General features: G+C 43.4%; 18 protein-coding genes. 7 read left to right on the top strand and 11 right to left on the bottom strand.

The annotated features are described in order from the left end of the window. Positions 1 to 87 precede the first annotated feature (87 nt). The 9 genes from EAH55_RS26235 to EAH55_RS26270 form a co-directional block, all read right to left on the bottom strand. Entirely contained in the window at positions 88 to 1,875 is a 1,788-nt protein-coding gene (locus tag EAH55_RS26235; RefSeq protein ID WP_121812263.1) for a carbamoyltransferase family protein, read from the bottom strand. Between the two features lie 4 nt (positions 1,876 to 1,879). After that, entirely contained in the window at positions 1,880 to 2,029 is a 150-nt protein-coding gene (locus tag EAH55_RS31345; RefSeq protein ID WP_262707314.1) for a DUF5989 family protein, read from the bottom strand. 10 nt (positions 2,030 to 2,039) lie between these two features. Next, a complete protein-coding gene (locus EAH55_RS26240) occupies positions 2,040 to 2,423 on the bottom strand; it encodes an SxtJ family membrane protein (protein WP_121812264.1) in 384 nt (127 codons plus the stop codon). Continuing rightward, positions 2,420 to 4,246, bottom strand: a complete 1,827-nt coding sequence (locus EAH55_RS26245; RefSeq protein WP_162997055.1) for a GDSL-type esterase/lipase family protein — start codon at positions 4,244 to 4,246, stop codon at positions 2,420 to 2,422. The genes EAH55_RS26240 and EAH55_RS26245 overlap by 4 nt, the downstream gene beginning before the upstream one ends. Before the next feature lie 4 nt (positions 4,247 to 4,250). Beyond that, positions 4,251 to 6,227: a glycoside hydrolase family 127 protein gene (locus EAH55_RS26250; RefSeq protein WP_121812266.1), complete on the bottom strand. Its 1,977-nt coding sequence runs from the start codon at positions 6,225 to 6,227 to the stop codon at positions 4,251 to 4,253. Between the two features lie 68 nt (positions 6,228 to 6,295). Beyond that, positions 6,296 to 7,933 carry a RagB/SusD family nutrient uptake outer membrane protein gene (locus tag EAH55_RS26255; protein ID WP_114940728.1) on the bottom strand — a complete coding sequence of 546 codons (1,638 nt, stop codon included), beginning with the start codon at positions 7,931 to 7,933 and terminating at the stop codon, positions 6,296 to 6,298. A 12-nt stretch (positions 7,934 to 7,945) separates the two neighbouring features. Beyond that, positions 7,946 to 11,233, bottom strand: a complete 3,288-nt coding sequence (locus tag EAH55_RS26260) for a SusC/RagA family TonB-linked outer membrane protein (protein ID WP_121812463.1) — start codon at positions 11,231 to 11,233, stop codon at positions 7,946 to 7,948. Positions 11,234 to 11,486: 253 nt separating this feature from the next. Beyond that, a complete protein-coding gene (locus EAH55_RS26265) occupies positions 11,487 to 12,533 on the bottom strand; it encodes a FecR family protein (RefSeq protein WP_121812267.1) in 1,047 nt (348 codons plus the stop codon). A gap of 183 nt (positions 12,534 to 12,716) precedes the next feature. Further along, the gene (locus tag EAH55_RS26270) at positions 12,717 to 13,298 is read right to left on the bottom strand and encodes an RNA polymerase sigma-70 factor (protein ID WP_121812268.1); all 582 of its coding nucleotides are present in this window, start codon (positions 13,296 to 13,298) and stop codon (positions 12,717 to 12,719) included. Positions 13,299 to 13,705: 407 nt separating this feature from the next. Here EAH55_RS26270 and EAH55_RS26275 point away from each other — a divergent pair, with 407 nt between their 5' ends. The 5 genes from EAH55_RS26275 to EAH55_RS31355 are packed head-to-tail and all read left to right on the top strand — an operon-like array spanning position 13,706 to position 17,960. Further along, positions 13,706 to 14,212: an HmuY family protein gene (locus EAH55_RS26275; protein ID WP_121812269.1), complete on the top strand. Its 507-nt coding sequence runs from the start codon at positions 13,706 to 13,708 to the stop codon at positions 14,210 to 14,212. A gap of 26 nt (positions 14,213 to 14,238) precedes the next feature. Further along, entirely contained in the window at positions 14,239 to 15,087 is an 849-nt protein-coding gene (locus EAH55_RS26280) for a heme/hemin ABC transporter substrate-binding protein (protein ID WP_121812270.1), read from the top strand. Continuing rightward, positions 15,084 to 16,124, top strand: coding sequence for a FecCD family ABC transporter permease (locus tag EAH55_RS26285; protein WP_121812271.1), 1,041 nt, complete (start codon positions 15,084 to 15,086; stop codon positions 16,122 to 16,124). Before EAH55_RS26280 ends, EAH55_RS26285 begins: the two co-directional genes overlap by 4 nt. A 4-nt stretch (positions 16,125 to 16,128) precedes the next feature. Next, entirely contained in the window at positions 16,129 to 16,947 is an 819-nt protein-coding gene (locus EAH55_RS31350; protein WP_121812272.1) for a heme ABC transporter ATP-binding protein, read from the top strand. 2 nt (positions 16,948 to 16,949) lie between these two features. Then, the gene (locus tag EAH55_RS31355; RefSeq protein WP_121812273.1) at positions 16,950 to 17,960 is read left to right on the top strand and encodes a hemin-degrading factor; all 1,011 of its coding nucleotides are present in this window, start codon (positions 16,950 to 16,952) and stop codon (positions 17,958 to 17,960) included. A 217-nt stretch (positions 17,961 to 18,177) separates the two neighbouring features. Here EAH55_RS31355 and EAH55_RS26300 read toward each other — a convergent pair whose 3' ends face one another. Next, on the bottom strand, positions 18,178 to 18,339 hold the full coding sequence (locus EAH55_RS26300; protein WP_162997056.1) for a hypothetical protein: 162 nt from the start codon (positions 18,337 to 18,339) through the stop codon (positions 18,178 to 18,180). A gap of 561 nt (positions 18,340 to 18,900) precedes the next feature. Here EAH55_RS26300 and EAH55_RS26305 point away from each other — a divergent pair. Together EAH55_RS26305 and EAH55_RS26310 are read left to right on the top strand one after the other, a co-directional pair. Continuing rightward, entirely contained in the window at positions 18,901 to 19,950 is a 1,050-nt protein-coding gene (locus EAH55_RS26305) for a sensor histidine kinase (RefSeq protein WP_121812275.1), read from the top strand. Next, positions 19,940 to 20,683, top strand: coding sequence for a LytR/AlgR family response regulator transcription factor (locus tag EAH55_RS26310; protein WP_121812276.1), 744 nt, complete (start codon positions 19,940 to 19,942; stop codon positions 20,681 to 20,683). Before EAH55_RS26305 ends, EAH55_RS26310 begins: the two co-directional genes overlap by 11 nt. Here the strand turns inward: EAH55_RS26310 and EAH55_RS26315 are convergent, their stop codons facing one another. Further along, positions 20,684 to 21,619: a DedA family protein/thiosulfate sulfurtransferase GlpE gene (locus tag EAH55_RS26315; protein ID WP_121812277.1), complete on the bottom strand. Its 936-nt coding sequence runs from the start codon at positions 21,617 to 21,619 to the stop codon at positions 20,684 to 20,686. Between the last annotated feature and the right edge of the window lie 149 nt (positions 21,620 to 21,768).

The following is a 21,768-nucleotide window of genomic DNA, read 5'->3' on the forward strand; positions in this document are numbered from 1 at the left end:
AATTTATTTCGTCATCATATCCGGACCGATCATGAAATATTACTTTTTGAGGGAACACCAGCTAACGGACAAAAGCGAACCATTAGCTTATGCCATCTTTTCTACAAGGCAATCTTCAATTACCAAAACGTCCATTTCAGTTTGAAGAAAACAATCAATCGCTTCTTGGGGCGTATTTACGATGGGTTCGTCCATCCGGTTAAAGGAGGTATTAACAATGCAGGGGCAGGCGGTTAAGTTGTAAAAAGCTTTGATAAGCCTATAAAAATCGGAATGATGCTTTGCGTTGACGGTTTGTACCCTGGCAGAATAATCTACATGTGTTACCGCCGGAATTGTTGACCTCTTAACCTTTAACTGATCAAATGCGCTTAGCTGGTCTTCGCTGGTTGAAGCAATGCGTAATTCCTGGTTGATTGTGCTGACCAATAGCATGTAAGGGCTTGGGGGTTCCAAGTCAAAGTAAGCGGCGGCATATTCTTGTAACACTGCAGGCGCAAACGGCCGGAATGATTCCCGGAACTTGATCTTTTGATTTAAAACGGTTTGCATATCAGCTCTCCGTGGATCTGCCAGTATACTTCTTGCACCTAATGCCCGCGGACCAAATTCAGCCCTGCCTTTAAAATAGCCTACCACCTTACCTTCACTAAGATGTTGCGCGATCTTACTATGCAGATCGGAGTTTTTTAATTCTTCAAAGCTGATATGGTTATCTATTAAACATTTCCTTACGGTGGCGCCGTCAAATGAAGGCCCAAGCAATGCGTTCTGCATTTTGTCTTCGCCCTGGGGATCTTCACGCTCATTACCTAACTTCTCATACCAAACTGCATATGCCGCACCCAAAGCTCCGCCGGCGTCACCCGCTGCCGGTTGGATCCACAAACGCTTAAAGCCCGACTGCTTTAATATTTTACCGTTAACTACGCAGTTGAGCGCTACGCCGCCAGCCATACAAAGGTCATCAATCTGGTATTCCTGGTGTAATGCTTTAGTTAAGGTAAGCATGATCCGTTCGGCTGCTCTTTGTATGGATGCGGCCACATCCATATGAAAGGGGGTAATAGTTGATTGGGGCTTACGGGCTGCATGGCTAAATAATTCATTAAAACATGTAGAGGTCATGGTGAGCCCCTGGCAATAATTAAAATACCGCATATCCAACCGGAATGAACCATCGGTTTTTAAGTCCACAATATGCTTAAATATCAGATCTACATAAGCCGGTTTACCATAGGGTGCCAGGCCCATCACTTTATATTCATCGCAATTAACCTTAAAACCAAGATAATAGGTAAATGCCGAATATAACAGGCCGATGGAATGCGGGAAACCGATCTCCTTAACCTGTTCTATTTTATTACCCTCACCAATAGCTACAGATGTGGTTGTCCACTCCCCTACGCCATCGGCAGTAAGAATAACGGCTTCATTAAATGGCGATGGATAAAAAGCTGAGGCAGCATGTGATTGGTGATGGGTAGTAAACAACAAGCTGGCTTTTTTTGTATCCCAGCTATCGTCAATTATTTTTAGCTGTTTAACGATATTCTTTTTCAGAAACAGCTTTTCCTTGAGCCATATGGGCATCGCTTTCATAAACGAAATAAAACCAGATGGCGCAAAAGCAAGATAGGTTTCCAAAAGCCTCTCAAATTTCAGGAATGGTTTTTCGTAAAAAACGATGTGATCAACCTGATTCAAAGAGATTCCGGCTTCCAACAAACAATATTTTATAGCATTTACAGGGAAGCCTTCGTCATTTTTTATACGAGTGAAACGCTCTTCCTGCGCTGCAGCAACAATATGCTCATCCCGGAGTAAACAGGCCGCGCTGTCATGAAAATAAGCCGAAACACCCAGAATGTACATCGAACTAAAACAAAGAGTAAATGAAAGGCGCGAGCGCGGAGCCCTGTGCGAAGACAAGCAGCAAGCTCAATAAAAGCAGCAGGATGAATAACGGCCATAACCATAAGCGCTTTCGGGATTTCAGGAACATAAAAAACTCGGCTATAACTTCCATTGCTGTATGATTAAAATTGATGTTTCATAGATTGATGATCTTCCTGCTTTACCGGTTTCCAGTAGCTGAGAGCCTGCGGATCGAACCTCAACTCGAGTTTGCTTTTTTTGAATAAGCGCATCATCAAGCCAATTGGCGTGATCACCAGGAAATACAGAACAAACAAAACGATAGTTGTATTGATCGTTCCCAGGCAATTGCCTACCCTGTCCCAAAGTAACCGTAGCGGATTTAAAATCAGTGGAGTAATTAGCGCCAGTACCACCAGTAAAATACCCGTTGCAAACAACCAGGTTACCTGTTGATGATAAGCTATGTATCGCCACGCTGATATTGATAAACACGCGCCTCCTACAATGAGGCCAAATTTCCGGTTTACTTCCCTGCCACTCATTGTTGCTTGTATTTTACAGCAGCTTCATCCGCGCCAATGGCATGGTAATCGGCTGCTATTTGCATGTAGGCTTTTTTCTCGGTTGTGTTTTTTAGCCTGATGATCTCTCCTACTATAGCTTTTAAATTCACCAGTTCGATATCCGAGGGATGCTGCCTTATGGCCGAATCGATATACGGTGTGGCTTTAGCGGGCTGGTCGCTTTTCAAAAACACCAAGTACATGGTTTGCGTGTTGGCAAAGGAAGGGTCAAGCTGATAGGCTTTTTTAAAGTAAAAAGCAGCACCGTTGCTGTCGCCCATCTCAAAACTTAACCTTCCCGCGTAAATGGGATAGGTTGTATTTTGAGGTTTCTCCAGCATTACGGCTTCAACAGCTTTTAGCGCTGTTTTTTTATCACCGGTTTTCATACAGTATTTAAACAACTGATCCATAGCATCCAACCAGCTGATACGGTTTACCGATAAAGCTCCGGCCAATTGTGCCGAAATATCATCGCTCCGTTTAAAGTTTGCAGGGATCGGTTGATTGAAAGGCCAGCCGGCCTTCAGCATCATGATGGTATAAGCGCCATATAATGAATCAACCTTCGTAACCGGCATGCGGCTAAGTAACTCTGTTAAACTCATTTCATGGTCGGCCCGGGCTTTAATGAGTTTAGCATTTTCCAATGACTGATAAAAGGCCTCCGAAAGCAACGCATAGCCATATAAATTAGGATGTACATGCTCAAGCAGGGTTTCATTACCCAGGATGCCCTTTGGCGAATGTTGTTCAAAAACGGCCCTTGCATTTACTAAATGCACATTACCGAATTGCTTAGCCATACCGGTAATAATATCGTTCATAGCTTCCGGTGCGCGAAAGCGTAACAGATCCAATTCTTTAGCCCTTACAAACTCCTGCTTAGCCTGTCGGTATTTACCCGCCTGATAGGAATCACTGGCCTGCGCATATTGCAGATTGGCCGAAGTATCAGAAGTATCACTAATAAAGGGCTTCAGATCTTTTTCATTACTCACCAGCGTGCTTAAAAAAACAGGTATTTTTTTGTCCTGCATAAACCGGCACAGTTCAGTCATATTATCCTTAAACTGTGTTACTCCCGCCCTATATGCTTCAGAGTGATAAGAGATAGACTGCTGTTTAGCCATTCGTTCCATCAGGTTATCACGCTGGTCGGGCTTGGATGATACCGGTTTAAAACTGCCGATGATATTGTTGGCCATTTGCACCAACCTCAACTCTTTAAGCGATAGTAAAGTTTGCACTAAAAACCTATTATTGGCGATATGACTGGTAGAGCCGATGCCCAAGGCGCCATAATACTCATTGTGGCCGGTATAAATCAATACGGCATCGGGCTGATAATTAACTACCTGCTTGCCAAAATCCAGTACAGTGTAAGAATTTACGGCGGTTAAGGACACGTTGACCACCTCGAAATTAACATCGGGGTACGTATGCATTAAGCGGTATTGCAGCCAGCGGTGAAATGAACCATTATGCAGATATGGGTACCCTGCTGTTGTCGATTCGCCGAGTACAAAAATCCTGAATGTGTTTTTTGCTTTTACAACCTTAAATGGTTCAATGTTGCCTTTGGTAGCGTTGGCGGTGTCGGTGAAATACTTTTCTGAAGCGTATTTGTTAATCACCCAATAGTTATTATCATCGGGATACCGGATAAACAAACTGGTATCATGTCCGTAATTGAAAAGCCTCAGCAAGCCTTCGGCAAGCAATAAAATCAGTACAGGAATGCTTAAAGCTATAATCCTGAACCATCTTAATTTTTTCCGTGACAATTGCTGAGGCTTCATGTGTTTATTTTGCGGCGGCATTTACTTCAGGGAACCAAACAGTCATTTCGCCTTTACCACGATTAGCCCACGAATAATATGGTATCGCGGTGAGTTCTACTTTCTTAGCAGCTTCGCCATTGGCTTTGCTCAAAGCCTGTCCCTTTAAAACGGTTACGCCGTTCAGTAAACCAGGTTCTGCAACAGGTTTAAACGTGGCGTTTGTCGGGATTTCCAGGTTGCTTACGGTACCGCCATTGTCTTTCCATTCGGCACAATAAATGATCGGGCCACGCTGTAAGGCTGTTTTGCCTCTATCATCAACCAATGCCTTGTTGGCAACAACTTTTTTAACCTCCATTGGCAGGTTTAGCTCGATGTTATCACCTTTTTTCCATTGCCTATTAATTACAGCATAACCGTTTTCAACTTTATATGGAACTACTTTGCCATTTAGTTTAAGGCTGACCTTTGCCGCAGAAAGATTCTGGAAAGCATACAGATCAGACGGAATAGCCTCCGCCCTCGCCCAGCCCGGAATACGAATGCGCATAGCAAAACTGATTGGTGCTTCCGGAGCTACCGCAAAAGATAAGGCGCCATTCCATGGGTAGCTGTTGCTTTGCGCGATATTTACCTTTTTGCTGCCTACCTCTATATTTGCCGTACCCGCGATAAACAGGTTAACAAAAACATTGTTGCCTTTTTGGGCATACATATAACCCGATAATGAAGGCAGAAAACGCGCCATATTGGTTGGGCAGCATGAGCATTCAAACCAGCCGGAGCGCTCGGGCTCAAGCTCATGGTGCGAAATGCCATTGGTTACCTGCATAGCATTGGTGTAGAAAAATGTTTTACCATCCAACCCAACACCCGAAATTAAACCGTTGTATAATACCTTCTCCAGCACATCAATATATTTTGATTCGCCGTGCAGCAGGAACATTCTCTGGTTCCAGAAAACATCGCCTATTGCAGCGCAGGTTTCATTATAAGCTGTAGTGTTGGGCAATTCATAATCGGCTCCAAAACGCTCGCCGCCGGGAACAGCACCAATGCCGCCTTGTACATAGATCTTTTTGCCAACCATATTGTTCCAGATCTTATCAATGGCGGTAATGTATTCCTTGTCGCCGGTTAAAGCGGCTACATCGGCCATACCCGAGTACAGGTACATCGCCCTTACAGCATGCCCTTCGGCATCCTCCTGGGCAATAACCGGCTCGTTATCCTGCCAGTACATACCGTTTTTCCATTCGTCGGTACTGGTTTTATCGTAGGTGCGGTGTCCCCTTTCGTCAATGAAAAATTTAGCCAGGTCCAGGTACTCTTTTTTACCGGTGATACGGTACAAGCGTACCAGGCCCATCTCTACAATTTCATGTCCCGGTGCTACGTGCCTTTTACCGGGGCCGAAGGTTTTAACCAGCAGATCAGCATTCCTAAGCGCAATATCTAAGAAGTTTCGTTTATTGGTAGCCAGGTAATGAGCCGCGGCCGCTTCAAACATGTGGCCTGAATTATACAGCTCATGGCTCAATTCGTTCTCCTTTACCCAACGCTCCGGGCCCGACCAGGCGTGCGGGTGCAGCGGATCAATAGTGCGGGCTGTATACAGGTATCCGTCAGGCTCCTGCGCTTTGCCAACAATAGTTATCAGCGAATCAACATAAGCATCAAGTTTGGCATCCGGATGAACTGCCATGGAGTAAGATGCCCCTTCAATAGTTTTATAAATATCAGTATCATCAAAAGGGAACTTGGTACAAAACTTACCGCTGCGGGCTGCTGCCATTTCAAAATTTTTAACCCTACCGGTATTCTCACACCTGGCAAATGACGCGGGAATAGTAACTGTGCGGTTAGTTTCGATACGCGGGGTCCAGAACTTATCGCTGAGCTTCACATCGGTAAATGGTACCGGCTTTATGGGATAATCCTTGGTTTGCGCGTAAGCAGCGCCGCAATAAAACGATAATGCAATGAGTATTATTTTCATCCTGATGATATATTAGTTCAGAAATCAGCGGAAGATCACGCGAACTTCCGCTGATTCAATTTATTTGATTAATAGCCTGTATTTTGTTTCAGGTTAGGGTTTTTAACAACTTCCTGTCTTGGTAAGGGCAGTAATGCCCGGTAATCGCCGTTAGGTGAATGCGACAGCCATGACTTTTTAGTAAATACACCAAAGCGGATCAAATCCTGCCTGCGGCGGCCTTCGGTTGTAAACTCCCAGCCCAGCTCATCCAAAAATCTTCCGTACTGGATATCCGCACCACCTTCGTGCGAGGTATTGATGTGATTTCTTAAACCGTAATCATACACGCTACCTGCTTGTAACTGAGCGCCGGTAACGGTTGCCTTTGCCGGGTTTGATGTAAAGTCACGCTGCCTAACTTGTGTAACCAAAGCTGCCGCACCGTTTGCATCGCCTGAACGAAGGAGACATTCGGCTTTCATCATCAGCACATCGGCATAGCGAAATAGCGGAAAATCATTACTCAAGCCCAGTAAGGCCCCTTGTTTGTACTCAAACTTTCCTAAGCGAAAGCCGTGTACCTCTTCGGTTGAATCGACACCTGGCACTACGTTGATATAGTTTAAAGGCTTGCCTGTATAAGCACCCAATGAGCCATTAATAGGCACGCCTGCCAGGGTATACTGCTGCCCCTGAATCCAGTTGTTTTTCAAACGGCTGTCGTCCGGGTCAAACGTATTGATGAATTGTGGGATGGCGCAGATACCGCCCCATGGCGAGTATTGAAAGTTATAGGTTGCCTGGTTCTCCGGCTCCAGACTTTCCATGTGCAAAGCAAAAGCGTTTGCGCCATCAGCAGTATATTTTTCATCAAAAGGGATAGCAAAAACAATCTCTTTTGAAAGCTGGTTCTCTGTTGCAAAAACCGTGCTTTGGCTGGCTTCCAGGCCAAAACCCACGCCCGAATTAATGATGGCATTACATTCGGTAATACATTTGTCCCAGGCCGGGGTACCGGTATAAACGCCTGCATTAAGGTACACCTTAGCCAGCAACGCGTGCGCCGCCCACTGGTTAAATTTACCATAAGTGGTTTGATCATTAGCGGCACTAAGTTGCGGCAAATTGGTAGTCACCTCCGATACAATGAAATCATAAACATCTTTCCGGGTGCTTTGGGTTGGCAAGAAACCGGAAGGCAGATCGAATTTGGTAATGATGGGTACACCGCCAAAAAAATCGCAAAGCGGATAATAAAATGAGGCACGAAGCACTTTTAATTCAGCCAGAGCTGCCTCCTTACCTGTTGTCATAGGGATAAGGCCGTTTTCAATCTGGTAAATAACGCGGTTACAGGTGGTAATACCTGCATAAGCATTATTCCAGATCTGGTAGCTGTTATCCTCGTCAGATGTCCATTTATGCTCGTGCATTCGGCGGTAAATACCACCGTCCACCCATCCGTTAGGGCGTTCAGGAATCACCAATTCATCAGCCGAGATTTCGTTAGTCCTGAAAACAGAATTGGCGCTACGGCCCAGTTCAAGCGGGCGCCAGTAAATATAGCCTGCCCCCAGAAGTGATGCCAGATCTTCTGAACCGGGTTTAAAATCGCTTGCTACAATGGTTACGTAATCTTTATCCTTTAATTTAGTACAGGAAAATGTAAAAGCAATTATACTGATGATAATCAGGCTGCTTAGTATATAATATATCTTTTTCATGATGTTTAATAATTAAAAGCTTGCGCTTGCACCTAAAGTAAATGTCCTTGTGGTTGGATACTTGTCGCGGTTATCATTACCGGGAGCAAGACCGCTCCTGTCAACTTCCGGGTCGATACCTTTGTACCCGGTTATCACGAACGTATTAAGCGTTGATAAATAAACACGCATTCCGTGGATATATTTAGACTTGAAGTTGTTAAAGGTGTAGCCCAGGTTTATATTATCAATTTTCCAGAAATCGCCATTTTCAATGTAGTAGCTGTTAAACTCAAGCGGCATGGTATTATTAAGTACTGCCGTACCAAAAACCTTGTCTTTAGCCGATTTTAGACGGTTGTAATATTGAATGGAAGTATTTTCATAATACATGCGCTGAAAGTTCAGGATCTGGTAATCAAAAGCGCCACGCATGGTTACACTGAAGTCCCAGTCTTTATACCTGATATTATTGTTCCAGCCTGCATAATATTTTGGCAAGCCGTTACCAAGCACCCTTTTATCCTCAAACGAGTGAGTAAAATCTTTATAAGCCACCGATTTACCGTTTGCATCTTCGTAAATCCATTGTCCATCCTGTGATACTCCAGTTACTTTAAAACCGTAAAAATCGCCGATATTTTTACCAACCCTTACTATGTTGGTAAAGGTTTGGATGGGCTCGCCCGTACTACCTGTTGTAAAATAATCGCTGGTAGTTTTGTAAATGCTATTTGACAAACTGATCAGTTTATTGGAATTGGTCGAAAAATTAAAGCTGCTTGTCCACTGGAAATTTGCCGAACGGATTGGGGTAACATTTACGATAACCTCGATACCTTTGTTTTGCATGGTACCTACGTTTGCTCTTGTACTATTGTATAAGTTTGGCGGACTTGGCACGGCATAGTCATACAATAAGCCTTTAATTTTACGGTCATACAGATCGACTGAACCTGTAACCATGCCTTTCAGCAAGCTAAAATCCAAACCAAGATCGGCCTCGTGTTTCTCTTCCCATTTCAAATCCGGGTTCGGGTTTTGTGACGGGCCAAGCGTTTGGATCCATTGTCCGTTTGAGTACACATAATAACCATAGCCTAACAATCCTACTCCTAAAAACCCCTGGCTTGGCTGATTACCGGTAACACCATAGCCTGCACGGAATTTTAAATCGTCAAAAATACGCTGCGATTGCATAAAAGGCTCCTTGGTTAAACGCCAGCCCACCTGCACTGCCGGGAATGTACCCCAGGGCTCTTTAGTTCCGTATAATTGACTTGCTTCTTCACGACGGACGCTGGCTAACAGCAAATACCTGTCTTTGTAATTGTAGGTAGCGCGACCAAAAAAGCTGATCAGGTTAGTTTGTGACCTTGAGCTGTTTTCAACGCCCAAGCCTTCGGCAGCAGCACGGCCAAGCCCTATATTGTTATAGCTGAAAATATCAGTAGGGAAATCATGGTTCTGCTCAAAAAAGCCGAACGTGTCGTTATCCTGGTAGCTGTATCCACCTAAAACCGAGAAGTTATGGCTGCCTATTGTTTTGCGGTATTCGGCAGTTAGCTCCAACAACCTGTCAATTGACTGGGTTTGGCCAACACCCGCATAACCGTTCAGGTGATCGCGGATATTGGAAATATTTTGTTTGTTTTCTGAATAACCTGCAACCTGGTTAAAGCGGGTGTATGAACCCAAGGCCGAAAGCTTCAATCCGCTTATTGGCGTATAAGTTATAGTCGAATTATATTTTGAAGTTGTATTAGAGGTATGGCCATCGCTGTTGTACAACATGGATACCGGGTTTTGATAATTGAAAATGCTTGGCTGTTCAAAATAAGTGCCATCTGCATTTTTAATTGGCGAGGTAGGGTTTTGCAATATAGCCTGACGATAAGTATAACCGTTAAATGTACCGCCATCCTGTGTTTGGGTGAAGCTGTTATTTTGCTGTAATAAGCCAAAGTTGATCTTTACCTTATCATCAAACATGTAATGATTGATATCAACCCTGCCTGAAAATGTCTTGTTATCTGATTTTTGGAAAATACCATTTAACGAACGGTAATTAACCGATGCCAGGTAATTGGTTTTAGAAGTACCGCCACGTAACGTTAAATTGTGTACTGTAGTTATTGGCAGGTTATTGGAGATAGCTTTAAGCCAATCGGTCGAGCTGCCCTGGTCATATGATTTATCCCTTGTACCGGCGGCAATTTGCTGGCGGTAATCGGCGGCTGTAAAAAGTTTTGGTTCGCGGGCGAGGGTTTGGGTACTTACGTAACCGCTGTAATCAACGGCATTGGTGAAATTGCCTGTCGCTCTTTTTGTAGTAATGATGATAACGCCGTTTGTACCACGCACACCGTAAATAGCCGCAGCAGAACCATCTTTTAATACGTCGATAGTTTCAATATCTTCAGGCACTACGGTTTTTAAACTTCCGGGAACGCCGTCAACCAATACCAAAGGATCTGAATTGGCACCAAATAAGGTAGTATTACCCCTTAATGCAATCTGTGAGCCTGATGTTGGGTCGCCACTCGGGGCCGAAACCGTAAGGCCTGCCACTTTGCCCTGTAAAAGCTGACCGGCATCCAATACCGGGCCTTTTACAAAGTTTTCGGCCTTAACCGTGGCTACCGAGCTGGTTACATCGCCTTTGCGCTGACTGCCATAGCCAATTACAATAACCTCGTTCAATGAACTCGGTGTAGCTTTCAATTGTACGTTAATTACCGTACGGCCACCCGCCGGGATTTCCTGCGAAGTAAAACCGATAAATGAGAATAACAATAAAGCCCTTTCAGTTTCCGAATCAGGGACGTTGATGCTATATTTTCCATTTACATCTGTTTGCGCGCCAACGGTAGTGCCCTTAAGCGCTACGGTAACGCCGGGCAGAGGCTGATCATGATCATCGGTTACTTTACCCGTTATTGTTTTTGCAACCGCGAGTGGTGCATCCTCCTTATCATCAGCGTTATCCTGCTTTGCCGGATTTGCTTTACCCAAAACAATCTGATCGCCAATGATATCGAAAGTAATCCCCCTTGGGGTAAGTAGTTTATCAAGAACATCGCGCAGTTTTTCCTGTTTGGCTTCAAGCGACAAGCCTTGCTCTTTTTCAACCAAATTCATGTGGTAAACAAACTTCAAACTGGTAGCTTTTTCCAGCTGTTGAATTGCTTTTACAAGGCTTGCATTTTGAATATTATAATCAACACGCCTGTCAAGCAAGCTTTGCCCCTTGCTGGGATTAGCCAGGGAAACGCCTGTAAAAACGAGCAGTATTAAAATTTGACTAAAAGTGATTCTCATAATTTTACACCAGTCAAAGTGGTTTTGTAAATAAATCTTCATACATTTAAGTGTTTCTTTTTGAAAAAATTGAGACAAAGGATTCCCGGATCACCTCGAAAAAAAGGCGTTGCACACCGGGGATTAAAAGTTTATAGGAGTGTCTCCAGCACTCCTATTTCCTTTTCCAGGAAAGTTTGAGGGGGCGTTTAAGTATCGGTTCTTTTCTCCATATAGGTTTGTTTGGGTTTTATTGGTGTTTTAGATAATTGGTTTATTGGGTGCTTTCCAGAACAAACTGGTTGCCGTTTACACGGTAGCTTACATTAAGTGTCTTTTTCAGGATCTCCAGTATGGTTGGCAGGTTTTCATCAGTAAAATCGGCCTTCAGGTTATCCGTATTGATACTTTCGTCGACCGAACTGATGTTGACATTAAAGCTTTTGTTTAGTACCCTGAAAACTTCTCTTAAAGGCGTATTGTTAAACGACAAGCTCGTTTTACGCCACATCCCTATCGAAACATCTTTGATTTCAAGATTCTTTTTCAGGTTATCTGTAGGTTTGTCATAAACGGCCTCCTGGTTTGGTAATAACATCACGCCATTACCAGCGCTGGCTATAACGGCATTGGTATTACTTACCTGTGCCGTTCCTTTACCTGCAACTGATACCGAAACTTTTCCCGTAACAACATCAACCTTAGTTGTTTTATCGGCCGCGTATGCACGAATCCGGAAACTGGTGCCCCATACCTTGGTGATCACATTACCGGTGTAAATTGAAAACGGGCGCTTATGATCTTTGGTAACCTCAAAAAAGGCTTCACCACTCAGGGACACTTTGCGGCTTAACTTTTCAAAGGGTTTTATATAAGTAAGGGTTGAATTTGGACTTACCCATACCCTGCTTCCATCAGATAAAATGAGTTCTTTTATGGTATTACCGGTATTGGTAAATACCTGCTGCTGATCATCAACCATCTTAGGCGGCACCCCGACAGGAGAAGTTTTAAGCCGCACAAAAAATACAGCTATCAAAACTGCGGCCACGCCGGATAACCAGTAAATCACCTGTTTCAGGTTGGATCTTTTGGGTTTTATAGGAACTATATTTTTATTTTCGGCTGCATCGATATTGGATTTGATGTTCTCCCACATCACGGCTTTAAATAACTGTTGTTCTGCCTCCGGCAATATCGATACATCATCAGGCGCATCCTGAAACGAGGTGTACCACGCATGGATCATGGCCATTTCCTGTTCATCGCAGGTGCCGGCAAAATATTTCTCCAATAGTTCGGCAGGTAAATTCTTCTTCATTAAGCGCTTGTTTTAGGCAAGATTTATTGATGGTTTATAATAAGATGTAACCCGGCCAGGCCTCAACCCCTACTGTGATTATAACTTTTTTTAAAAAAATTCCGGTAACGACAGTCGGGCCGATGGAAAGCCATTTGAGGTAAAAAGTTCGTTTTGGAAAAGATGATGTTATTCGGAAAGAAATTACTTCCGCAAATAAAGAAAAGTAAGCAATAGCAAGCTATTAAGGTTAACCCTTAAATATCGTAGAGCTTTAGTAAGGTGATTTTCGACTGTTTTTTCAGAAATGCCCATAAGTTCCGCAATCTCCTTGTTGGTTTTGTATTGCTTACGGCTTAATTCAAACACGTTACGGCATTTTGGCGGCAACAGGTTTACTTCTGTCTCTACACGTTCCAGTAATTCTTTATAGTAATAATTCTCTTCTGTCGAATTATCGAAGCTGTTGCCTACCATAAGTAAGATCTCGGCATAGGAATTCCTCACCGCCTCGGCCCGCTTATGGTTTAACACGAGGTATTTTATCGATGTAAAAAGATATCCCTGCAATGACGTACGGATTTTCACCTGCTCCCTGTTAATCCAAAAGCTGGTAAAAAAATCCTGCACAATTTCTTTTGCGGTTTCCCTCTCTTTAAGACGTTTATACGCGGCAGCATAAAGTTTTAACCAATACCGGTTATAGATCTCTTCGAACGCGTCAATATCGCCAACCCCGAAGAGCTCAACTAATTGAATATCCGTATGATCACAAAACTTTTTCATTGCAAATAAAATCAACTTTTACAACACTGAAACCGACATATCATTTAATCGTTTAATTAACATTTAATTAGTCAATGAAATGATATTATCGCAGTTGCTTATTTGCGTGCGGCCATCGCCAACCCGCCTTTTTAGTATAAAAGAATAATTATCTTAGGTTATAACCAGCACAATATAAGATAAATTTATATCGCAAAGTAAAAATAAAATTATTAATTGTATTTATAACACTAAAAACAAAATTTTTAATTTCTATCGCTCGGAGGAATAAACCTGCTTGCTTATTCTATAAAAAGTTGAGCGGAACGCTAAATGTTAAATTTATAAAATTTCACTTACTATTTGGAATTAGTCTAATTAAATACTTGCTTTGCGTTATCAATTCACAGCTAATTCAAAATTTAACCATGATCAACATTAAAAAATTAAGCTACAGGTTCCTGCTAACCGGCTTATTAATGCCCGCTGGATATGCTTTTTCCCAAACCAGCCCGGTCAAAAAAATCCAAAACCTTAACGCCTCTGATAAAATGGTTTACTTTAACCTGGAAAAAGGAACAGCGGTAAGTGAAGCTGATACCACTAAAACCGGGTGGGATATTTCTTTTCAGCATACGGGAGTTATTATTCAAGGTGCCGGAGAAGGACAAATTGTTTCTGAAACGGCATTTGACCAGGTGAATAAAGCTCCGGCATCAGGTTATAAAAAAGGTAATCAGGCTGTTCCGTGGGGAAGCGGAAAAGGTTGGTATGCCTATAACATGGATAATCACCAGATCACCCCTATTCCGGGCAAGGTTATCTTTATCCATACCGCGGCTGGCAAATATTACAAATTGATCATCGACAGCTATTATAAGGATGGACCAGACGGAGCATCAGGTAACTACACTTTCCGCTACGGCGCCCTTTAAAACAATTTTCCCTCTATTAATTAACTATGAAATTATTTGCTAACCACATAAAAACCGTAGCCCTGTTTATTTTGGTGGCTTTCAGTTTCAGCACAAACGCTGCTACTCCTAAACGCATTATTACCCTAAGCGGCGCTTTAACAGAAACCGTTGACGCTTTAGGTTTTGGAAAAAGTATTGTTGCTGTTGATGTAACCAGTATTTACCCGGCATATATTGCTGCCCTACCCAAAGTGAGCAAAAATCGCACGGTATCTGCCGAGGGCCTGATCTCATTTAAACCCGACCTGGTACTTGCACCTGAAGGCAGTGTATCAAAGGAGATAGCCTATCAGTTGCAGTCAGCCGGTATAAATCTTGTAAATATTAAACAGGACTATTCTGTAAGCGGCTCTATAGCATTTATTAAAGCGGTAGCAACTGCATTACAGGTTCCTGCTAAGGGCGAGGCTTTAGCTAAGCAAACACAGGCCAAAGTTGATAAAGCGCTCGCCGCGGTTAAGCAATCTACCCGGACACCTAAAGTATTGTTTATTTACGCCCGTGGTACCGGCGTAATGCTGGTTGCCGGGCAACACACCAATATCGACGCTATTATTGCATTAGCCGGCGGTAAAAACGCCGCTCAAGGCTTTGACAACTTTAAGCCTTATACTACCGAATCATTAATTGAAGCTAACCCGGATGTGATACTGATGTTTGATTTCGGACTGAGCAGCCTGGGCGGTGTCGACGCGGTTTTGAAAATGCCTGGCGTGGCTCAAACCAATGCAGGTAAAAACAAGAAAATAGTGCAGATGGATGGAGAGCTTTTGATCAACTTCAGCGTGAGGCTTGATCAGGCCATCACCACCCTGAATAAAAACCTGCAATGAAAAACGGACTGATCTATACATTATTAGGCATAGGCGTTTTTCTTACAGCGGCATTGTCATTAAGCATGGGTGCTATGAAAATCCCCGTTCAGGATGTGCTGCTAATATTGGTAAAAAAAATAGGGCTATTCAGGAACATGCCTGTTGATGAACAATACGATACCGTATTAACCATTGTACGTATGCCAAGGGTTATTATGGGTTTGCTTGTCGGCGCAGCCCTGGGTATTTCGGGAGCTGCCATACAGGGTATTTTTCGTAACCCGCTTGCCGAGCCTGGGCTTATCGGCATATCGTCCGGGGCATCACTATTTGCGGTACTGATCATCGCTGCAGAAACGGCTTTTCTGGCTGGTGTAAGCAATTTACTCGGTTATTATTTACTCGCTTTCGGCTCATTTGCGGGTGCGGGCATTGCTACGCTTATTGTGTACCAGATATCCCGTAATGACGGAAAGCCCAATGTTGCTACCATGCTACTGGCAGGTATAGCGGTTAATGCCCTTGCCGGGGCGTTAACCGGTCTGGTTACCTATATGGCTAATGATCAGCAGTTACGAAACATTACTTTCTGGTTACTGGGCAGTCTTGGCGGTGCTACCTGGCAAATTGTTTTGTGCCTCATACCCTTTGTATTTGTTCCGCTGATATTACTGCCATTTATGGCTAAAACGTTGAATGCATTTGCGTTGGGCGAAACACAAGCGCAGCAGTTGGGACTACCCGTTGGCAGGGTAAAACGCTGGGTGGTTGTACTGGCTACTATGGCCGTAGGGGCTTCGGTAGCGGTATCGGGCATAATCAGCTTTGTTGGCTTGCTGGTACCTCACATGACCAGGCTTATTTTCGGCGTGGATAACCGCCGTGTATTGCCGGCATCTGCATTGCTGGGCGCTCTTATCCTTACCCTGGCCGATATGATAGCCCGCAAGGTTGTTGCACCGGTGGAGCTGCCAATAGGTGTTATTACAGCGCTGTTAGGCACCCCGGTTTTCCTGTATATTTTAATAAAAGACAAAAAGAAAATTGCCCGATAATATTATGCTTACAGTTGAAAACGTAACTTATAAAACGGGGAAACATACCCTGGTAAAAGATATCTCGTTCATGGCGCACCCGGGCGAGATCATGGTAATACTGGGCGCCAACGGAGCAGGAAAGTCGTCGTTAATGCGTTTGCTGAGCGCCGAAAAGAAGGCATCTGCAGGTTCGATCTCCCTGTCAGGCAAAGCCCTGAACAACTACACGGCAAAAGAGCTGGCGTTAAAGCGTGCTATTCTCAATCAGCAAAACATTGTTAACCTCGATTTTTCGGCGATGGAGATTGTGCAGATGGGGCGTTACCCGCACTACAACAGCAAACCTACGACGCACGACCTGGATATAATTAACGAAGTAATGGGCATTACCGGCACAACGCACATGGCCGAACGCTCGTTCCTGTCGCTATCCGGCGGCGAACAGCAACGGGTACACCTGGCACGTGTACTGGCCCAGATTTGGGATACACCGGAGGCGCTCCTATTGCTTGATGAACCGGTATCGGGTATGGATATACTGTATCAGCAGCAAACTTTGTCGCTGGCACATATGCTGGCGAAAAAAGGTTTTATGGTGATAGCTATCTTACATGATATTAACCTTGCCGCCCAATATGCCGACAGCATCATGATGCTGAAAAACGGCCGTAAATGGTACCACGGTGCACCAGCCGACATACTCAGTACGAAAAGCATTTATGATGTTTTTGAAACCGAGGCCGATGTTTTCACCAATCCTAATACACTCAAACAACTTATTATGCCCAAGGTGATCACCCATCACCTGAGCGAACAAAATTTGAAACCCTTCACACTATAAATATGGAAACCATATCATTAAAAGAACAATATCTTGCATTCAAAGCCGAAAACCCCAAAAAGAGGATTCGCGATATTGCTACCGCACTAAATGTAAGCGAAGCTGAATTACTGATGACCGGTATCGGCGAAAACGTGACCATTCTTGAAAATAAATTTGAAGACCTGCTGAAAGAAATAACCGGTTTAGGTTATGTAATGGCCCTTACCCGTAATGAATATTGCGTGCACGAACGCAAAGGCGTTTACGAAAAAGTTTCCTTCAGCACCCATGCCGGTTTGGTATTAGGCCCGGATATCGATTTGCGTTTATTCATGAGCCAGTGGAAATTGGGTTTTGCCGTTGAAGACAATAACCTTAAAAGCTTCCAGTTTTTTGATGCCAATGGCGTTGCCATACATAAGATCTATCTCACAGATAAAAGTAACGCTGAAACATACCATGAGCTTGTTGCCCGCTTCCGTAAAGAGGATCAGCAAGCAGTGGTATTATTGCCAACTGAACCGGCAGCTAAACCTAATATTTCTGATGATGAAGTTGATGTAGCAGCATTTCAACACGCCTGGACAGCCTTACAGGACACGCACGAGTTTTTTGGCTTATTGAAACGTTTTAACCTTAACCGTACACAGGCTTTGCGGCTTGCCCCGGCAGGATTTGCAAAACAGATTAATGTTGATGATTTTAAAACCGTAATGCAAAGCTGCGCTGCAAAACAGGTACCAATCATGGTATTTGTTGGCAATCACGGCTGCATCCAAATCCACACAGGTACAGTTACACGCATTGTAGAAATGGACGTGTGGTTTAACGTGCTCGATCCGGAGTTTAACCTGCACTTACGAATGGACGCCATTGCATCGGTATGGCACGTAATTAAACCATCGAGCGATGGCGATATTAACTCCCTGGAGCTTTTTGACAATAAGGGCGAAATGATTGTTCAGATTTTCGGCAAACGTAAACCAGGCCTGCCCGAATTAAACGAATGGCGCGAAGTATTGGCCCTATAATAACGACATATCTCAGCAACGATGACTTGTTTTCTGGCGAGCCTTGACAGGCCTCGTCTGAAAACAAGTATTGGCACATAGCCTTAGGCTATTTTAATAACAACTTTGCTAAATATTCCTTTTGTGCTGAGATAGTAAGCCCCAAGGGGTAGGCGCTATTTGCATATATTATTTCATATAGCGCTGTGATTTGTTATCCTCCGTCAAATCTGAGATATTAAAGTCCTATCCTTTTATATATCCTATCTTCCAATTTTGATAATTCAGGTTCATCCAATCCGCTTACGTGGTCATCTTCATCATTAAAACTTTGATACCAGGCTTCAACTTTTAACGTCTGGGCAGCGCTGCACTTTCCGGCAAGAAAAAGTTCTGCCAATTTAATGGTGATAGTTATTTTCGATTTATTGTTTTGAGCAGTTTTCGCAGTATTATTAAACATTCTCCTGAACAATCCGGGTCAACACATTTATGAATGAAGCGCCCCGTATCTCACCCCGGGGCGCTTTTTACCTTTCGGTAATCAACTAAATCGACCAATCTCATGTTGGCCGGCGCTGGGATGTGTCTCAAACAGCCCGACGATCTTTAAAGCAATATATCGGCAATAGCTTTGATGCTGATAAAGTAAGGGTGACCCTCGCCTCCAAAAAAAAGCAATTAATTCATGCGATATTTTTTTTATAGACGATTTGCCCAATATTCTCGACGAATTGAGTGAATTGCCGGTAAATTGCCTCAATGCATATAGTCGATTATTTTAAGCAAACCGTCTATTTTTTTAACCCGATTATCGATATCGGTTTTGTATGCGGTAATAAAACCTTCTTTTTGATTAATTTTAACTACCCGCAATGCGTCTGCTTCATGTATAAAACAGTGCTCAAGGCCAAGCGGGACATGGTTATTTTTCTATTTTTATCAGGTAAATCTCTATAACGTGTTTGTTAAATTAAGAAAAGCTGTTTTTCCGGTACATTTGTTTGCAGCCACGGCCCTTATTATCTGGATCCTGTTTCCGCTTACGTGGCCGGTTAATATGCCATCTTCATACTGGATAAAACAGGTTGCCGAAAATCTGGGGTATGCAGTTGTTTACACCATTAACACGGCAGTACTATCTCCTAAGCTATTAACTAAAAGGCGGCTTGGCTTTTACATTATTAGTGTAATAGCTTTGATAATTCTGATGGTAAAGTACAACGGTTGGATGCAGGACTCGTTGCATATTGATGCGGCCATGGCTAAGATGTTTCACCCCTACGTGCCCGGTCATCATATGCGCAGCGCCTGGACTATTTTAATGTGCCTCATAGTACTCGGTTTTAGCAACGTTACTACGGTTGCAAAAAAACTGCAATCGCATGAGCTGGCTATCCAGGTTTCAGAAAAAGAACGCATCAGTGCCGAACTATCTTTCCTTAAAGCACAGATCAATCCCCATTTCTTTTTCAATACCCTGCATACCATTTACGCTTTAACCGATACGGATCCGGCATCGGCAAAAGAATCGCTATACACCCTATCGCATATGATGCGTTATGTGATCTACGAAACCAAGCAGGATGTAACCACGCTAAAAAAAGAAGTAAAATTTATTGAAGACTATATTAGCCTGATGCGCACGCGAATAGACAGCAGCGTGGAAGTAAGTTTTACCATGCCCGATAAGCTACGCGATATAAATGTAGCGCCCATGTTATTTTTACCTTTTATAGAAAATGCCTTTAAACACGGCATAAGCGCGCGCCAGGCCAGTTATATTTTTGTGGAGATAAGCGAAGCAGGCGGGATATTAAAATTTATGGTACGTAATTCGATCTATAAAAATACAAATAAAGAGCTCGATGAAGAGTATGGTATTGGGATCGCTAATACCAAACGAAGACTTGACCTCCTCTACCCGGGAAAATACAACCTGGTAGTGAATGACGACGCCGGCACCAACGAATATCTGACTATTTTAACATTGAACACCAATGCAAATTAATTGTATAGCGGTAGATGACGAACCCGCGGCACTTAATCTCATCATCAACTATATTAATCAGACGCCTTTCCTGAGCTTAATGGCGAGGTTCAATAACGCTATTGACGCGTTAAAGTATGTTCACGAAAACCAGGACCTGCAGTTGATATTCCTCGACATCAGAATGGCCGATTTGAGCGGCGTAGAACTGGCCCGGATCATTGAACAATCGGACAGGAGAAAAAACTTGCGGGTTATTTTTACCACAGCCTATGACCATTACGCGCTGGATGGTTTCCGGGTTGATGCAATTGATTACCTGCTAAAACCATTCAACTTTGTGGATTTTTCGCGGGCGGCTACCAAGGCGTATGAGTATTTCGTGATGTTAAATGGCGCTCAGCAACCAATAGCCGCTGTGCCTGCGGCTCCCCAATTTTTATACCTTAAGGTAGAGCATCAATTGCACAAAGTGGATATCGATAATATTCTTTATATCGAGGGCTTGAAAGACTATGTTAAATTATATCTTAAAAACGAAGAAAAGCCTGTACTAACCCTTATGTCGCTTAAAAAGCTGGAGGAAAAGCTTCCCACAGAGCTTTTTCTGCGTTTGCACCGATCATTCATTGTATCAAAAGCAGCAATAAAATCGGCTACTAAAACCTCTGTACAAATCGGCGCCGAAACCATTTATGTGAGCGACCAGTTTAAAGACAATTTTAGTCAGTTTTTGAAACAGTGGGTACTGTGATTACGGCTGAATAAATGTAACCTCCTGGCCTGATTCGGCCCAGGCATCAATACCTCCTAATAAAGGCCGGATACGTTTAAGCCCTATTTTTCGTAATTTCTCTGCATACCTGGCGGCAGTAATTTCATTTGGGCACGAGCAATAAATCACAATCTCCTGATGGCTGGCATACCGGTCGGCGATATCGCTGAGGCTGTTTTCATCTACGGGAATTGAGCCCGGAATAAAACCGTTTTTTACGCGCTGATCTACCGGGCGTGCATCAAGTATCACTGGATTTGAGTTGCCGTCTATTAATTCTATCAAATCGTTCACCGTTAACCTATCTGCTTCAAACTGCCTGATAAGGCGATAGCGCTGCAACCATTTGAACAAAAGATACAAGCCGAATAAAACAAGAACAAATAAACCACCCAACTTCCCGTAGCGACTTAATGCTGAGATCACACTATCGATTTGGTGACGAAAGATAGCGCCCAAGGCCACGGCTGCGCTAAGATAAATAAGCGCCGCAACAGATGAAAAAAAGGCAAATACTGCTACCCGCATTGCATAAACGCCCGCAACAACCGGCGCGAGTGTAGACAAGCCGGGAATGAATTTCACTATTGTTAACGCAGGCGCACCATAACGGTCAAAAAGATCGCCTGTGCTACGGACACAGGAATCTGGTGATATGGAAATTTTACATAATTTTCCGAGGATGCCTGTTCCGTATCTTTTTCCGGCAAAAAATAAGACAAAGTCGCCTATTAGTGTCCCGAGTGATCCAACCAAGATTAGAGATATAACGTTCTCCGGGGTTGCAGGTGTTACAGCTGCAGTTACAATCATTACGGTAAATGCAGGTAGCGGCAATCCTACACTCTGTAAAAGTGTGATCAGGAAAACTACCCAGAGCCCATATGTTTGTACCAGTTCAACTAATGTGTTCATACTTCAGCAGCAGCTAAGATAAAACACATAATTTTATTGGCCTGTCAGATTCTGTTAATTAATTATTATTTGACGTCAAAAACACGAATCTGCCGTGACGCTCAATTTTAAATCATAAATTAAAGAGGCCAATTGTTTCGAAAAAGGAT

This window comes from Mucilaginibacter kameinonensis (genome assembly GCF_003675385.1).
GTDB classification, from domain to species: Bacteria; Bacteroidota; Bacteroidia; order Sphingobacteriales; family Sphingobacteriaceae; genus Mucilaginibacter; species Mucilaginibacter kameinonensis.

Bases quoted from the DNA above. Each gene is read 5' to 3' on its own strand.
- EAH55_RS26235 (WP_121812263.1), bottom strand. From the start codon at position 1,875: ATGTACATTCTGGGTGTTTCGGCTTATTTTCATGACAGCGCGGCCTGT.
- EAH55_RS26255 (WP_114940728.1), bottom strand. From the start codon at position 7,933: ATGAAAAAGATATATTATATACTAAGCAGCCTGATTATCATCAGTATA.
- EAH55_RS26275 (WP_121812269.1), top strand. From the start codon at position 13,706: ATGATCAACATTAAAAAATTAAGCTACAGGTTCCTGCTAACCGGCTTA.
- EAH55_RS26285 (WP_121812271.1), top strand. From the start codon at position 15,084: ATGAAAAACGGACTGATCTATACATTATTAGGCATAGGCGTTTTTCTT.
- EAH55_RS26265 (WP_121812267.1), bottom strand. From the start codon at position 12,533: ATGAAGAAGAATTTACCTGCCGAACTATTGGAGAAATATTTTGCCGGC.
- EAH55_RS31355 (WP_121812273.1), top strand. From the start codon at position 16,950: ATGGAAACCATATCATTAAAAGAACAATATCTTGCATTCAAAGCCGAA.
- EAH55_RS26260 (WP_121812463.1), bottom strand. From the start codon at position 11,233: ATGAGAATCACTTTTAGTCAAATTTTAATACTGCTCGTTTTTACAGGC.
- EAH55_RS26250 (WP_121812266.1), bottom strand. From the start codon at position 6,227: ATGAAAATAATACTCATTGCATTATCGTTTTATTGCGGCGCTGCTTAC.
- EAH55_RS26310 (WP_121812276.1), top strand. From the start codon at position 19,940: ATGCAAATTAATTGTATAGCGGTAGATGACGAACCCGCGGCACTTAAT.
- EAH55_RS31350 (WP_121812272.1), top strand. From the start codon at position 16,129: ATGCTTACAGTTGAAAACGTAACTTATAAAACGGGGAAACATACCCTG.
- EAH55_RS26270 (WP_121812268.1), bottom strand. From the start codon at position 13,298: ATGAAAAAGTTTTGTGATCATACGGATATTCAATTAGTTGAGCTCTTC.
- EAH55_RS26315 (WP_121812277.1), bottom strand. From the start codon at position 21,619: ATGAACACATTAGTTGAACTGGTACAAACATATGGGCTCTGGGTAGTT.
- EAH55_RS26240 (WP_121812264.1), bottom strand. From the start codon at position 2,423: ATGAGTGGCAGGGAAGTAAACCGGAAATTTGGCCTCATTGTAGGAGGC.
- EAH55_RS31345 (WP_262707314.1), bottom strand. From the start codon at position 2,029: ATGGAAGTTATAGCCGAGTTTTTTATGTTCCTGAAATCCCGAAAGCGC.
- EAH55_RS26245 (WP_162997055.1), bottom strand. From the start codon at position 4,246: ATGAAGCCTCAGCAATTGTCACGGAAAAAATTAAGATGGTTCAGGATT.
- EAH55_RS26280 (WP_121812270.1), top strand. From the start codon at position 14,239: ATGAAATTATTTGCTAACCACATAAAAACCGTAGCCCTGTTTATTTTG.